This is a genomic window from Alteromonas alvinellae (assembly GCF_902705805.1).
In genome coordinates, this window is sequence record NZ_CACSIH010000113.1 from 13,187 (window position 1) to 26,421 (window position 13,235).

Sequence of the window (13,235 nt, forward strand, 5' to 3'; positions counted from 1 at the left end):
TTTAAAAGAGATAACGAGGACAAATTATGAGTCAAGGTAAGGTCGTCCAAATCATTGGCGCCGTTGTGGATATTGAATTTCCACAAGATGCGGTACCAAGAGTTTATGACGCACTACAAGTTACCGAAGGTGACTTGTCAGGTCTAACCCTGGAAGTGCAACAGCAATTAGGTGGTGGTGTTGTTCGTGGCATCGCACTAGGTACTACTGACGGACTAAAACGTGGTCTTGCAGTAGAAAATACCGGTAACCCAATCATGGTTCCAGTTGGTACGAAGACACTAGGTCGTATCATGGACGTATTGGGTAACCCAATCGACGAAGCAGGCCCAATTGGTGAAGAAGAGCGCATGTCTATTCACCGTGAAGCGCCTAGCTACGAAGATCAGTCTAGCTCGGTAGAACTACTAGAAACTGGTATCAAAGTAATCGACTTGGTTTGTCCATTCGCTAAGGGTGGTAAAGTTGGTCTATTCGGTGGTGCGGGTGTAGGTAAAACCGTAAACATGATGGAACTTATCCGTAACATCGCAATCGAGCACAGCGGTTTCTCAGTATTCGCTGGTGTTGGTGAGCGTACGCGTGAGGGTAACGACTTCTATCACGAAATGAACGAATCAAACGTACTTGATAAAGTATCGCTTGTATACGGTCAGATGAACGAGCCACCGGGTAACCGTCTACGTGTTGCACTTACCGGTCTAACAATGGCTGAGAAGTTCCGTGACGAAGGTCGTGACGTACTATTCTTCGTAGATAACATCTATCGTTATACCCTAGCAGGTACTGAGGTATCAGCACTTCTAGGTCGTATGCCATCTGCGGTAGGTTACCAGCCTACGCTAGCAGAAGAGATGGGTGTACTTCAGGAACGTATTACGTCAACGAAGACAGGTTCAATCACTTCAATCCAAGCGGTATACGTACCTGCGGATGACTTGACTGACCCATCTCCAGCGACAACCTTTGCTCACTTGGATGCAACGGTAGTACTTTCTCGTGATATCGCGTCTCTAGGTATCTACCCTGCGGTAGACCCACTAGATTCAACGTCTCGTCAGCTAGACCCGCTAGTAATTGGTCAAGAGCACTATGACGTAGCACGTGGCGTACAGACTGTTCTTCAGCGCTATAAAGAGCTGAAAGACATCATCGCGATCCTAGGTATGGACGAACTATCTGAAGAAGACAAGCAAGTGGTATCACGTGCTCGTAAGATTCAGCGTTTCCTATCGCAGCCGTTCTTCGTAGCAGAAGTATTTACCGGTGCACCTGGTAAATATGTATCGCTAAAAGACACAATCAGTGGCTTTAAAGGCATTCTAGACGGTGAGTACGATCACCTTCCAGAGCAAGCCTTCTACATGGTTGGTTCTATCGAAGAAGCGCTAGAGAAAGCCAAGAAAGCATAATGACAGGGCTAGCAGTTGCTAGCCTAGCATCATGCTAACGTACCTAATCAGGAGGTTCACATGGCAATGACAGTACATTTGGACGTAGTAAGCGCGGAGAAAGCGATTTTCTCAGGTCGCGTTGAAGCGATTCAGGTGACAGGTAGCGAAGGTGAGCTGGGTATTCACCCAGGGCACGCGCCACTTATCTCTGCTATTAAACCTGGTATGGTGCGTTTGGTTAAACAGCACGGTGAAGAAGAAGTAATCTATGTTGCTGGTGGTGTACTAGAAGTACAACCTGGCAATGTTACCGTACTGGCTGATACCGCGGTTCGAGCTGAAGATCTTGACGAGCAGGCAGCAGAAGAAGCCAAACGACGTGCAGAAGAGCACATCGCCAACCCAGGCGCTGACTTTAACTACGCTGAAGCAGCTCACGAGCTTGCAGAAGCTATTGCTCAACTTCGTCTTATTCAGAAGTTACGCAAGTAAAAAGCACAGCTTTGAAAAAACCCGCCAAATGGCGGGTTTTTTATTGTCGAACGAAAAGTAAACGTTCACATTCTCTTACGTTTATTTTTATTGCTATCCCGCCATACAAAGCTTATCGTTAATGCGTTTTAAAGATATTAAATTAAAACGTAGCATGCGGTTACTATAGCAATGCTGCTGCCTTCAACGAATTGTATAAATGAAGCTAAACCCGTATTCCAACATGCAAAAGGGAGTCTCTATTGGTTTTTTCCCTCTATTGGCGACTCTGATCTTACTTTCAGTGCATTACTTTACGGGCGCTTTAGACTGGCCCGGCGTAGGGGAAGTAAGAGCGCAGCGAGACTTCAATTCTGCAATTGGCATGTCGTTGTTAACGGGGTATTTTTGGTTCGCACTGCGTTTAATGCATCAGAATGTTGCGAGCACTTTAATTTCCCTGCTTGTCAAAACAAACCAACTCAGTCAGTTTTCATCCCACCGAAGTGAACTCTCTCTTGAGTTCAAACACCACATTTTCAACGCCATCATTATTTCGATCATGATCACTATTGTGTATTGCATGTTTGAGGGGTTGGTAACGGTAAAGCAGGAAATTCACGTCCTCTTTCTCACTGCAACGGCAGTCCCCTTTTGGTTCTTAGCCATTTTATTTTTATTTCAGATATCCTCTAATATTAAATACCTTACTAAAAAAGTTTTGCCTCATGCTGGTGGTAATATTGACCGCCTTAAATCGATAATGACAATTTTAAAGCTAGGAACTACCAACAGTATTTTCGCTATGGGCGCGCTTACTATCTTCCCAATCTTCTGGTTAAAAAAAGACATACCTTCTATAGATGTTTTAGTGGTTACTTTTTTCACTGGGGTTGTCGGGTTCTATTTATTTTGGCCTGTAATCAAGCTGAAAAAAAGACTGGAAGACGAGCAAAAAGAAGTGGTTTTAATTCTTGAAGAACACATAGAAGATGGAATCAAGCGATGTGCAAAACAGCAAGAGTCTGTAACGGCGGTTTCTATCGAACAGCTAGAAAGTGAAAAAGAACGCGTGCTCAAGATGGGGGCTCGTATCTTTGCACCAAGGGACAAAGCACGGGTTGCAGCATGCCTCGCTCTCATCCCTATTTCTTGGGTTTTGTTGTTTGTTGTAGAGTGGCTAATTCAATTGCCTCGGTACCACTAAATTGCGGCCATCGGAAGGGCCCCTCTTAAGCCAACCTCATCTGCTTATACAAAACATCGCCCACATGGTTTTATATATTCTTTCATACTGATTGTCGCTGATTCGAAGCATTGCTATGGTAAAAGTTCATAAGTTAACGAGATTACTATTGTGCGAATATATGGCGACAAACGCTCTGGAAATTGCTACAAGCTCCAACTGCTTCTTTCTTTATTAGGTAAAATCTGCGAATGGGTTGATGTAGATATAATGAAGGGAGAGACAAGAGCACCGTCTTTTTTAGAAAAGTCCCCGAACGGAAAAATTCCGTTGCTAGAACTCGATGATGGTAGGGTGTTGTCAGAATCTAATGCGATCATGCACTATCTAGCATCTAATACCCCTTTGATCCCCTCTTCTCCCTATAGTTTTTCGCAGCTTTTGCAGTGGCAGTTTTTCGAACAATACAGTCACGAGCCTTATATCGCCGTTGCTCGTTACATCAATGTTTATTTAGGGCTACCCGAGGACAGGAAAGCGGAATACGAATCTAAACAAGCCGGGGGGTATCGTGCTCTGGCGGTTATGGAGCACCAACTCAATACGACACCGTTTTTACTTGGTGATGCTCTAACTCTTGCGGATATTTCGCTGTTTGCCTATACCCACGTTGCCCATGAGGGTGGTTTTGATCTTTCTGCCTACCCTGCCATTCGAAATTGGATAAGTTTAGTCAAAGATCAAAAGGGCTTCATTCCCATGAACGCGTAATGTGCGCTAAACGAAGTTATACGCTACAAATGCCTTCTATGTGACATGGGGCCTTGCCACTTATCTTGTAAGGCTCTTTGGGCCTCGTGAAGCCCCGAAATATCGCTTTGATCTAAGCGCAGCAATGCATAAGCGGTTGCCTCTAGCGTAGAGAGTGCGTTACTTAATGTCGTATGCCGAATAGCATAGTTAGACGCCGGTGCAGAATTGAAGTGAAACGCTCGCAACTTTGCTAGCCATGGATTCTGTTTAACTAAGCCAAATGCTTGTTTCCAACTACCATCTATAAGAATTAATTTGCTGAGTTTAGAACGTTCGTCGGCGCTTACATCTTCTATAGGTGTACTATGTTCACTCGGGTAAATTAACACTGAATGCTGAGGTAAGCAGTGTTTGGATAGGGATTGCATAGCGATGACATCATTAGCAGGTATGATCCGCGTTGATGGAATACACAATGAAACTAAGCGCGCCGTGTTCTTGGCATGAAGTGCTTCTTTTTCGTGTTGAATTATCACAATCTCTAACGATGTATCTACTGTGTTAATGTGAGAGCAAATACAGGTTTTTTGAGGATATCCACAGTGTTCACAATAAAGGCGCATAACTGAATTACTTTATTCTCTCTTGAACGTTTATCGCACTTATTAACTAAGTACCTCAATAGATAGGATAATATACAACATGCCACATGAAGCAGTACAATCTCGAGTAGAGAAAACGCTCTCTTTAGTGCCTGAGGGGCAGGTAATAAGTTACGCCTTGCTCGCCGACCTGTGTGGATTACCCGGTAGGGCAAGAATGATGGGAAAGTATTTAAGAGAAATAAATGCTGACTGCCACTGGCATCGCGTACTACGTGCTGACGGTAAAATTGCTTTTCCTGCTGGCTCTGAAAAAGCGGATGAGCAGAGAGAGCGATTAGCCGAGGAAGGTGTGGTCGTTAAAAACTACCGAGTGAATATGACGAAGTTTGGTTAGAAGCCAGATTTACACACTATACTAGTAGAGTTAGAGTACTGAACTTTCACTTTTTATATGAGAGCAGTTAGCAAATATATGGCGATTAATATAGTGCAGTGCATATAAGATGATAAAAAAGATTACTATTGATCAGTTAGTGCCAGGCATGTTTGTTCATCAAATTTTAGAGCAAAAAGGTGCGTTGACGGTAACGAGCCAAGGGCGCGTTACGTCTGGTGATGTGGTTAAAACGCTTAAAAAGAGAGGTGTGAAAACACTCGCCATTGATACAGATAAGGCGTTTAACGTTGAACAACCTAGTTCATCGGCCACTGTGGAAAAGCACCAAAACTCGCCTTCTGATCAGCCGGTAAAATCAAAAAAAATATCACTTGAAAATGAGCTGGTAAGAGCCGCAAAGCTTCACGAGCAAGGCAAGGAACTTCAAAAGTTGTTACTTGCCAATGTGCAAAAAGAGACGCCTTTTGATGCAAGTATTCCTAAAGCATTTTCAAACAAATTAGTTGAATCGGTAGATAGAAACCCCGACGCGCTGCTTTGCCTGACTAAAATTCGCGAGAAAGACGACTATTTATTAGAGCATTCTCTTAACGTTGCTATTTTACTCGCCAATTTTGGCAAGTATTTAGGAATGTCTGAAGAAGAGGTGCAAGATCTCTCCTATGCAGGCTTTCTACATGACTTGGGCAAAATCAAAATCCCAGATGAAATTCTTCATAAGCCAGGCCGCCTCACAGAGAGCGAAATGGAAATCATGAAAGGTCATGTAAAGCATGGGGTCGACTATTTAAAAAGTACGGAAATTGCACAGCCGCTGATTCAAGCGATTAGTGAGCATCATGAACGATTGGACGGGTTAGGTTACCCTGCTGGGACCAAAGGTGAGGATATTAGCCAAGCGGGTCGAATGCTTGCCATTGCCGATATGTACGATGCACTCACAGCAGACCGGGTGTATAAGGCCGGTATGCCTAGCCAAAAGGCATTCTCTATTTTGATGAGTGATGCGCCAACGCGGCTTGACCAGTCGCTCGTTCAACAGTTTATAAAGTGTCTGGGCGTTTATCCAGTGGGGAGCCTAGTTCTATTATCAAATGATAAATTAGCGATGGTGCTTGAACAGAGAGACTCCCCGTTTACGCCACTCGTGAAGGTTTTTTATTCGGTTCGCAGTAACCACTATCTAACGCCGAAAGATGTTGACCTATCATCGGATAAAACAATCAGTATCAACAAAGCCGTAATAGCGTCTGACTATAAGATTGATGTGAACGCATTTTTTGAGCGTTCAGTTTCAATAGGCTAAAACGTTACTTTTTAGCAACACAGTGTAGTATTTACACTGTGCACCAACGCATTTTTTCTTCTTTCTTCCAACGCTCATTTAGCTAACGTTCAGGTTTGATGCCCTACAATACTCTATACATGAAGTGCTGTAATGTCTTTGAGTGCTGACCTTTAGGAAAAGTTAAGCAGGATGCGAACTCGTGACGATCAGGTATTCGTTATTACTCACACAGAGAATATTTGCCAGTGGAACGCTAATTGCTATCACTGTAGTTGTTTTAGGCAAAATTAACACTGAGCTTATTGAGAGTGGCAATGGATAAGTGCAACTCTTCAGTATTAAGCTTTTAATTTAAAAAAGAGGACGCTATGAAAAAGACTCTTGCTGTAAGTTTGATTGCTGCATCATTAACGGTAGCAGGTTGCGCAACTGATCCGAATAATACGCAAAAAGGTGCCGCTATTGGTGCAGTAGTAGGCGCGTTGCTGGGTAAAGCGACAGGTGATAACGACAAAAGTCGTTATGCGTGGGGCGCTGCGGTAGGTGCAATCGCAGGTGGTGCGATAGGTAACTACATGGACAAACAGGAAGAAGAGCTTCGAAATGAGCTTTCTGATACTGGCGTTCAAGTTGTGCGAGAAGGCGATAATCTACGATTGATCATGCCGGGCGACATTACCTTTGCTACTGACAGTTCTAGCATCAGCCCTAACTTCAATCCGGTTCTTCAAGACGTTGCCAAAGTCGTAAACAACTACGAAAAAACCGTTCTTATGATTAAAGGCCATACGGATGACACAGGCTCTGAGCAGTATAATCAGTCTTTATCTGAGCGTCGTGCAGGAGCGGTTAAGAATTTACTTATTAACTATTCTGTTAACCCGACGCGCATCACAACGGTAGGTATGGGCGAATACGCACCTAAAGTACCTAACAATAGTGCAGCAAACCGCTCAATGAACCGTCGAGTAGAGATGGAAATTCAACCACTCACACAGTCTAATACCTAAAGGTAGTTAAGACCTAAAGAGAAACAAAGGCCCCGTGACGTCGGGGCTTTTTTATTGCATTGTTTTAATTTGATTAGCAACGCTATCTGCAAGCGCGTTGGGTATAGGGATAGTTAAATGGTATTGGGTTACTTTCCACTTCGCTCCCTCTTTTATTAAGACACCTGTGCCTCGTGTTTCTCCCAGGCTTTCATTATCGAGCAGTTCATCGAACCAGGCTACGTCGTTATTAGGGGAAAAATAGATATGCCTGTCTCGCGGGTGGTATGTCCATCCTCTGCCTTTATCAAAGTGAGGTTTGGCGTACGCCTTAAACGCTTCTTTGGTCCATACTTCAGATGCGTCGGTGCCAATGAAGATCGCACTGTCGTGATACAAACTGAAATACTCATCAAGGTCCGCCACTGACGCGTTGTGATGTAAGGCGTTGAGTGTCTGATTCACCGCGTCGCGGTCGTCGTTCGCAACGGCTGCCGTCGCTGCAGCAAGCATGACCAGACTTAACAATAGATATTTCATAGTGACTCCGTTTTTCTCTTAGGATTTCTTATTATGCTGCTGAACGCATTATTCGTATATTCGAAGCGAACAATTATAACTTTTTAGTGTAATGTTATAGCATAGGGTTAATAGTGTGGCTCTCGATGTTATCAATAGCTTAAAAGCCTTTGCGTTTTTAATCGACGTTATATTGGCAATAAACATCTCTTATCGAAGTAGTGGCTAAAATGTCTCCAAATATTCAACGAAACCGTATTCGAAGTATTGATATGATGCGTGGCTTAGTCATGCTCATTATGCTTATCGATCACGTGCGAGAGCGCTTTTTTCTGCATTTGCAGGTATCTGATCCTATGGATATCGATACCACGTCACCTTCTCTATTTTTCACACGGTTAGCCGCCCATTACTGTGCACCCACATTCGTGTTTTTGACGGGGCTGTCTGCATGGCTCTATGCCAATCCAATGGACTCAGCGAATAAAGCCAAGCCGACACGCAATGTCAGAGAGTTCTTAATTAAGCGTGGATTGTTTATTTTGTTCTTGGAGGTCACCTTTATTACGTTTAGCTGGGGGGCGAGTTTCCAAACGCTTTATCTTCAGGTGATGTGGGCCATAGGTATCAGTATGATTGCTCTGGCAATATTAAGTTATCTTCCAAGAACTCTGTTGCTCATTTTAGGCCTCTTAATTGTCTTTGGACATAATGCACTAACGTCAATTAGCTATGTTCCACATGAAACAGGCTATACGCTTTGGACAATGCTGCACGATAGAGGATATATACTTCAGTCAGCCGCCCTAAACATTAAAGTGAGTTATCCCGTGCTTCCTTGGATAGGGGTAATACTGCTCGGTTATGCATGTGGGCCCCTTTACAGTCAACAGCTTGATAAAGCGCGACGCGGTTGGTGGTTACTTGGTTTATTTACTGTGTCGCTCAGCCTATTTTTCCTACTTCGCGGTTTAAATATTTACGGTGAGACCTTGCCTTGGGAGCTACAACAAAGTGCCATCACTACGTTGATGTCATTACTTAATTTAACCAAATACCCCCCGTCTTTAGCATTTTTGCTCTTTACGCTGGCCGGCATGTTTCTATTGTTGTTTGCTTTCGAACGCGTTAAGGAAACGCAGTTTGCGTTTCTTGACACCTTTGGCTCGGTTCCGATGTTTTTCTACATCCTGCATTTGTACGTATTGCTGGTGATGTACGGCATTGCATTCGTTATCTGGGGCGCAAATAAAGGAAAGTACGTGGGCGTAGACCACATTTATCAAATTTGGCTAATAGCTGCAGGTCTTAGTATAGTGCTTTATTTCCCTGTTAAATGGTTTAGCGCCTACAAATCCAAACACCACTCACCTTGGCTTAAATATTTATAAAACAGCCCTTTGCGTCTATGGAGGGTTCTACCATCATTAAGATGGATAGCAAAGTGTGCTATTGGGAGCGAAAGGCACTTAACTGAAAGTTTTAATTAAGAGTTTAGATGAAAGTCGGTTTACGACTTACCAGCTTTGCTTCATCCTTCATGTTTTACCGTAGATTCCCGAACAATTAAGGATGGTTCGAAATACTGCTGAACGTTATTACTCTGACCATATACTTTATTAAGTATATACTTGGCTGACATTTCAGCCATTTCCGCAATGGGGTTAATGACTGTGGTAAGACGAGGAAAAACATGGTGGGCAAATACCACGTCATCGAAACCGACAATAGATAAGTCTTGGGGAAGGCTCATGCCTAAATCTCTCGCGCAGCTTATCGCACCCGATGCCATCCAGTCGTTGGCACACACTAAAGCCGTGAAGGGCACATCGCGCGCCATCAGCTCTAACAGGCCAATCTTACCGTCATCTTCAGAATAGTCGCCGTTAAAAATTAACTGTGGGTTTATGGGCAACCCTGCTTCCGACAAGGCGCGCTTGTGCCCTTCCAGGCGCAACATCGCGTCACTCTTGCCAGCAGGTCCAGAGATATATGCAATATCTTTATGGCCTAACTCGAGTAAATGGCGGGTAGCCAGATATCCACCCTTTTCATTATCGAGACTAGTGCATGCCTCAGCTAACCCTTCCACCCGTCTGTTAACCAAAGCAACGGGAAGTTTCGACTGATTTAACTCCAATAAATACTCATCAGGCAATGCTTCTGCATGCATGATGAGTGCATCACAGTTACGACTAATGAGAAACTCTACCGCGTCTTTCTCTGTTTCTAGGCAATTTCGTCCTACCGAAATAATGACATGTTTATCTGCGGCACGCAGCGTTGACTCTACAGCTTGCATTAGGTCGCCAAAAAACGGAGCGTTAAGTTCAGGTACAAGTACCCCAACGCTGTCGGTGCGGTTATTTGCCAATGAACGAGCGACAGAATTTGGGCGGTAATTTAGCTCTTTAACCGCCTTCTCTACGCGTTCTTTCAGTACTTTGTTTACCGAAGCCTTACCATTTAATACGCGGGATACCGTAGATAAAGAAACACCTGCACGTTCGGCAACTTGATAAATGGTGGGCACGTGATAAGACCTCGTTCTCTGAAACAATCACTCTAATTGATTGTATTATGCCGATATCGGCGGTTGTTCGCTACGTCGAGAGAGTAAAGCTTGTGTAACTTCTTTTTGTTTTTCGTCATTTAATGGGTATAGACAAATTAACGCTGCGCCTGCAAAGCCAAATAGAGCTGGTATCCAACTCATTAAAGACTTCATGCCCGGAAGCGTTTGATTAATTGTATTGATATCAAGACCGTTATAGCCATAGCTTCCTAATACCAATAAGACGAGCGCCCCTGCAAAACCTCCCCCTGTTTTTTGAACAAAAGAGCCTGCAGAGTAGACGAGTCCGGTGGCTCTTCGACCTGTCTTATATTCGCTGTAGTCTGCTGAGTCTCCTAGCATAGAGAAAAATAATGTAGGTAATATGGCTGCAAAAAACTCTGCACTGCAACCTAGAATGAATATGGCGCTCACGCTTTTCTGAGGAACAAAATAAATGCCAGAGGTCAATACACTACTTGCTAACAGCGCGATAATAAAAAGCTTCTTTCGTCCAAAAACAGCGGCTAATTTAGACGTTGCTAATGCACCGAAAATCGACACCACCAGCAGTGAAATGAAAAAGTAGCCTGTGAGCAGCTCATTGCCCATGTAATATTTGAAATAGTAGGCAATAACGCCATATTTGATGCCGTTAAACATCATGGTTAGAAAACCCATTCCTAACAGAATTAGCCAGGGTTTATTGGAAAGCAGGTCGATAATATCCTGCTGAGAACGGGTGTTTTCGGCTTCCGGTCGGCGAGTTAACCGTTTAACTGCAATAGTAGTAAGCGCTATAACAGTAATGAAGATTGCCCCAGTTAATACGTCTCGATAATAAAAGAAGGCGGTTATTGCTGAAAGAGGAACTAGAATTAACGGTAACTGCTTTCCCAAGTCGATGAGTTCAGATGTTAGTGAACGAGGAGCGGGCGCTACTTGGGAACCTGTCTCTGTTTTTGGAGAGTCCAGTTTAGTGTCTTGAGGCTTTGAAACCTGCTGCAACGTTACGCGCTCTTTCGTGGTAAAAACTGTTACACACATTAATATGACAAGCAACGTGGCAAACAACCACATGGTATATTGATACCCTACAGCAGTGTTCCCTTGGCCTAGCATGTCCACCAGCATAGGCAAACAACCCATAACAAGCAGTCCACCAAAGAATGCCCCGGCAAAACGAAAGCCAGACAAACTTGTACGCTCTCTATCATCACTGGTCATCACGCCCATTAGCGCTGAGTACGGTACATTATTAACCGTATACGCTAAGGTTAGTCCGATGTAGGTCAGGTAAGCGTAAATGAGTTTGCCTGAATACGAGAGATCAGGTGTGGTAAAGCAAAGGACCATGAAAAGGCCAAGAAAAGGAGTAGAACCTAATATCCAAGGGCGAAACTTTCCCATCTTAGTTTGGGTTCTGTCAGCAATCATTCCCATGATAATATCGGTCACACCGTCAGAAAGACGAACGACAAGAAATAGCATCGCAGCTGCAGCGGCTGTAATACCGAACGTATCGGTATAAAATACCGCCAAATATGCAAGTGCGCCCCGCCAAACTAAATTGGCCGCAGCGTCGCCCATGCCATAACCTACTTTTTCTTTTAATGTCAGCTTATGGTTCATTGCTATTTCCACTGTTGTTATGTTCGACTTGCTATGAGCGCTTTATAAGCATTGGCGCTAAGTTTAAGCGTACGCTTTTGCGTTTCAAAATCCACATAAACTAGCCCAAATCGCTTTTCGTAACCTTCCGCCCACTCGAAGTTATCAAGCAGGCTCCATGCGAAGTAACCACTCACTTCTACTCCATCAATCACTGCGTTGTGTACCATGTTTAAATGGGCATTGTAGTAATCAACCCGATCCACATCATTAACAAGACCATCTTTGAGTTCGTCTGCCATTGCAGCACCATTTTCAGTTATAAAAATGGGAGGAAGCGTATATCGTTCGTTTAATGAAGTAAGTAAATCATAAAGCGCTTTTGGATAGATTTCCCAACCAATATCGGTCAATGGACCTTGATGAGGCTGCTCGAAATACAATGCGCCTTTCTCTTTGGGCGCAGAGTAGTGTAATCGCGTGTAGAAATTTACCCCTAAGAAATCGATAGGCTGACAGATTGTCTCCATATCACCAGCTTCAACTGGTGGTCTATCCGCTTCGTCTATATCAAATAACACTTCGGGGTAGCTTCCCTCCATTACAGGCTGCATATACCATTGGTTGATATAGTCATCTGCTTTGCGGGTGGCTAATAGGTCTTCAGTCTTTTGTGTGGCGGGGTAGCATGGCGTAAAATTCAATACTATGCCAGCTTCACTATTTGGGACATTTTTTCTAAGCATCTTCATCCCAAGGCCGTGTGCTAGCAAAATGTGATGTGCCGCAGTTCTTCCGTATTTTCTACCTATTCTGCCAGGGGCGTGTACGCCTATTTCATACCCTAAATAAGCACTGCAAAAAGGTTCATTGAATGTTGCATAGGAAAAAACGGACTCGCCTAACGCCTGCGTTATTTTGTCAACATAGTCTTCAAATGCAAAAGCGGTTTGTCGGTAAAGCCACCCACCCTTATCTTCCAGGTGCTGCGGGAGATCCCAGTGATAAAGGGTAACAAATGGCTTAATGCCTTTTTCATTTAACGCATCAACTAGCGTTTTATAAAAGGCAACGCCTTTTGGGTTTAGCTCACCTTCTTGAGTGATAACGCGCGGCCAAGAAATAGAGAAACGGTAAGCATCTACATTTAAGTCTAACAAAATGTTGAAATCTTCTCTCCAGCGAGCAATATGATCACAGGCGACATCGCCATTGGAGTGATCAGCGATGGCTGAAGGCCGTTCACAAAATCTATCCCAAATACATTCGAGACGGTTATCGACATCCCCTTCTATCTGAAAACTTGACGTGGCAGTTCCATAAAGAAACGAATTTTTGAGTAAGGGACTGCCTGCGGGAAGCGAAATGCTGTTCATATGTCGATAACCTTTTTCTTACTGCGCAAATTCTAAGAGGATGCTGGCAGTACAATTAATCTAAAATAGTGAATCGGTTTATAGCACAAATA

General features: G+C 43.8%; 13 protein-coding genes. 8 read left to right on the forward strand and 5 right to left on the reverse strand.

Features of this window, described 5'->3' with window-relative positions; all coding sequences use genetic code 11:
* The first annotated feature begins 26 nt into the window (after positions 1-26).
* The 4 genes from atpD to ACX5KA_RS07730 all read left to right on the forward strand — a co-directional run bounded on the left by atpD (position 27) and on the right by ACX5KA_RS07730 (position 3,822).
* The gene (atpD, locus tag ACX5KA_RS07715; RefSeq protein WP_039221268.1) at positions 27-1,412 is read left to right on the forward strand and encodes a F0F1 ATP synthase subunit beta; all 1,386 of its coding nucleotides are present in this window, start codon (positions 27-29) and stop codon (positions 1,410-1,412) included.
* 60 nt (positions 1,413-1,472) lie between these two features.
* The gene (locus ACX5KA_RS07720) at positions 1,473-1,886 is read left to right on the forward strand and encodes a F0F1 ATP synthase subunit epsilon (protein ID WP_014951448.1); all 414 of its coding nucleotides are present in this window, start codon (positions 1,473-1,475) and stop codon (positions 1,884-1,886) included.
* Between the two features lie 199 nt (positions 1,887-2,085).
* Positions 2,086-3,072 (forward strand): hypothetical protein, encoded by a 987-nt coding sequence (locus ACX5KA_RS07725; RefSeq protein ID WP_458730809.1) that lies wholly within the window; start codon positions 2,086-2,088, stop codon positions 3,070-3,072.
* Between the two features lie 150 nt (positions 3,073-3,222).
* The gene (locus tag ACX5KA_RS07730; protein WP_458730810.1) at positions 3,223-3,822 is read left to right on the forward strand and encodes a glutathione S-transferase family protein; all 600 of its coding nucleotides are present in this window, start codon (positions 3,223-3,225) and stop codon (positions 3,820-3,822) included.
* Positions 3,823-3,845: 23 nt separating this feature from the next.
* Here the strand turns inward: ACX5KA_RS07730 and ACX5KA_RS07735 are convergent, their stop codons facing one another.
* Complete coding sequence (locus ACX5KA_RS07735) at positions 3,846-4,427, reverse strand: tRNA-uridine aminocarboxypropyltransferase (RefSeq protein ID WP_039221274.1); 582 nt, start codon at positions 4,425-4,427, stop codon at positions 3,846-3,848.
* Between the two features lie 79 nt (positions 4,428-4,506).
* On the opposite strand from ACX5KA_RS07735, the gene ACX5KA_RS07740 reads away from it, so the two are divergent.
* The 3 genes from ACX5KA_RS07740 to ACX5KA_RS07750 all read left to right on the forward strand — a co-directional run bounded on the left by ACX5KA_RS07740 (position 4,507) and on the right by ACX5KA_RS07750 (position 7,104).
* On the forward strand, positions 4,507-4,803 hold the full coding sequence (locus tag ACX5KA_RS07740) for an MGMT family protein (protein WP_202941518.1): 297 nt from the start codon (positions 4,507-4,509) through the stop codon (positions 4,801-4,803).
* A 109-nt stretch (positions 4,804-4,912) separates the two neighbouring features.
* Positions 4,913-6,112: an HD-GYP domain-containing protein gene (locus tag ACX5KA_RS07745; protein ID WP_039221276.1), complete on the forward strand. Its 1,200-nt coding sequence runs from the start codon at positions 4,913-4,915 to the stop codon at positions 6,110-6,112.
* Between the two features lie 350 nt (positions 6,113-6,462).
* Positions 6,463-7,104, forward strand: a complete 642-nt coding sequence (locus tag ACX5KA_RS07750) for an OmpA family protein (protein WP_014951442.1) — start codon at positions 6,463-6,465, stop codon at positions 7,102-7,104.
* A 51-nt stretch (positions 7,105-7,155) separates the two neighbouring features.
* Here ACX5KA_RS07750 and ACX5KA_RS07755 read toward each other — a convergent pair whose 3' ends face one another.
* Positions 7,156-7,623, reverse strand: coding sequence for a nuclear transport factor 2 family protein (locus ACX5KA_RS07755; protein WP_039221279.1), 468 nt, complete (start codon positions 7,621-7,623; stop codon positions 7,156-7,158).
* 209 nt (positions 7,624-7,832) lie between these two features.
* On the opposite strand from ACX5KA_RS07755, the gene ACX5KA_RS07760 reads away from it, so the two are divergent.
* A complete protein-coding gene (locus tag ACX5KA_RS07760) occupies positions 7,833-8,993 on the forward strand; it encodes a DUF1624 domain-containing protein (RefSeq protein ID WP_458730811.1) in 1,161 nt (386 codons plus the stop codon).
* A 140-nt stretch (positions 8,994-9,133) separates the two neighbouring features.
* Here the strand turns inward: ACX5KA_RS07760 and ACX5KA_RS07765 are convergent, their stop codons facing one another.
* The 3 genes from ACX5KA_RS07765 to ACX5KA_RS07775 are packed head-to-tail and all read right to left on the reverse strand — an operon-like array spanning position 9,134 to position 13,143.
* On the reverse strand, positions 9,134-10,135 hold the full coding sequence (locus tag ACX5KA_RS07765) for a LacI family DNA-binding transcriptional regulator (protein WP_202941517.1): 1,002 nt from the start codon (positions 10,133-10,135) through the stop codon (positions 9,134-9,136).
* 45 nt (positions 10,136-10,180) lie between these two features.
* Entirely contained in the window at positions 10,181-11,788 is a 1,608-nt protein-coding gene (locus tag ACX5KA_RS07770; RefSeq protein WP_202941516.1) for an MFS transporter, read from the reverse strand.
* Between the two features lie 17 nt (positions 11,789-11,805).
* The gene (locus ACX5KA_RS07775) at positions 11,806-13,143 is read right to left on the reverse strand and encodes a GH1 family beta-glucosidase (protein WP_458730812.1); all 1,338 of its coding nucleotides are present in this window, start codon (positions 13,141-13,143) and stop codon (positions 11,806-11,808) included.
* Between the last annotated feature and the right edge of the window lie 92 nt (positions 13,144-13,235).

Coding starts and splice junctions, on each gene's coding strand:
- atpD (WP_039221268.1), top strand. CDS start 27: ATGAGTCAAGGTAAGGTCGTCCAAATCATTGGCGCCGTTGTGGATATT.
- ACX5KA_RS07720 (WP_014951448.1), top strand. CDS start 1,473: ATGGCAATGACAGTACATTTGGACGTAGTAAGCGCGGAGAAAGCGATT.
- ACX5KA_RS07725 (WP_458730809.1), top strand. CDS start 2,086: ATGAAGCTAAACCCGTATTCCAACATGCAAAAGGGAGTCTCTATTGGT.
- ACX5KA_RS07735 (WP_039221274.1), bottom strand. CDS start 4,427: ATGCGCCTTTATTGTGAACACTGTGGATATCCTCAAAAAACCTGTATT.
- ACX5KA_RS07740 (WP_202941518.1), top strand. CDS start 4,507: ATGCCACATGAAGCAGTACAATCTCGAGTAGAGAAAACGCTCTCTTTA.
- ACX5KA_RS07745 (WP_039221276.1), top strand. CDS start 4,913: ATGATAAAAAAGATTACTATTGATCAGTTAGTGCCAGGCATGTTTGTT.
- ACX5KA_RS07750 (WP_014951442.1), top strand. CDS start 6,463: ATGAAAAAGACTCTTGCTGTAAGTTTGATTGCTGCATCATTAACGGTA.
- ACX5KA_RS07755 (WP_039221279.1), bottom strand. CDS start 7,623: ATGAAATATCTATTGTTAAGTCTGGTCATGCTTGCTGCAGCGACGGCA.
- ACX5KA_RS07760 (WP_458730811.1), top strand. CDS start 7,833: ATGTCTCCAAATATTCAACGAAACCGTATTCGAAGTATTGATATGATG.
- ACX5KA_RS07770 (WP_202941516.1), bottom strand. CDS start 11,788: ATGAACCATAAGCTGACATTAAAAGAAAAAGTAGGTTATGGCATGGGC.
- ACX5KA_RS07775 (WP_458730812.1), bottom strand. CDS start 13,143: ATGAACAGCATTTCGCTTCCCGCAGGCAGTCCCTTACTCAAAAATTCG.